The organism is Streptomyces huiliensis (assembly GCF_020037025.1).
Lineage (GTDB): Bacteria > Actinomycetota > Actinomycetes > Streptomycetales > Streptomycetaceae > Streptomyces > Streptomyces huiliensis.
Genome location: NZ_JAIQLH010000548.1, coordinates 1 through 751, shown reverse-complemented (window position 1 = coordinate 751; position 751 = coordinate 1). Strand labels below are relative to the sequence as shown.

The following is a 751-nucleotide window of genomic DNA, read 5'->3' as shown; positions in this document are numbered from 1 at the left end:
GCGCCGCCAGCACCTCCGACGCCGCCCGCCGGGCGTCGCGGACGCACTCGTTGACCGCGACGCCGTGGTAGGCGGCGCCCGCGAGGTGCAGGCCGGGCAGGCCGGCGACGGCGTCCAGCACCGCCCGCGTCCGCGCGCCGTGGCCCGGCGCGTACTGCGGGATCGCCTCGGGCCAGACGTGGTCGTGCCGGAACTCCGGCCCCGCCGCCGGGGCGAACAGCGCGGTCACGTCGCGGTGCACCGCGGCGACGGCCTCGTCCGCGTCCAGCTCCGCGAACCCGGGGTCCTCGGCGCCGCCCGCGAAGGCGCGCAGCAGGACGGCGTCCGGCGGCGCGCAGTCGGGGAAGACGACGGACGCGTGCACCACACCGAGGACCCGGGTCGGCTCCGGCGGCACCGTCAGGTACCCGAAGCCGCGCGGCAGGACGGCGAGGTCGCGCCGCCGGTACCCGACGGACACCACGCGCACCGGCGCGTACCGCACCCCGGCCAACACCTCGGCGGAGTACGGGAGATGGGGTGCCAGCAGGCGGGCGGCGGCGGGGGCGGGCACGGCGACGACGACGTGGTCGGCGCGGACCGGCTCGTGGCCCGCCGTCTCCACGAGCCAGCCGCCGTCCGGGGCGGGCCGCAGGGCGGTCACCGGCCGTCCCGTGCGCACCCGTTCGCCGAGCCGCCGCGTCAGGCCGTCCACCAGCACCCGCATGCCGCCGTCGGCGAAGCCGGTCAGCCGCGGCGGCGGCCCCGCGCG

Annotated in this window: 1 protein-coding gene; it reads right to left on the bottom strand. The window is 80.2% G+C overall.

Annotated elements, in window-relative coordinates; translation table 11 throughout:
• Positions 1–751, bottom strand: a 751-nt coding sequence (gene hemG / locus JNW98_RS35800) for a protoporphyrinogen oxidase (protein WP_223772412.1), incomplete at both ends; no start/stop codon positions are given.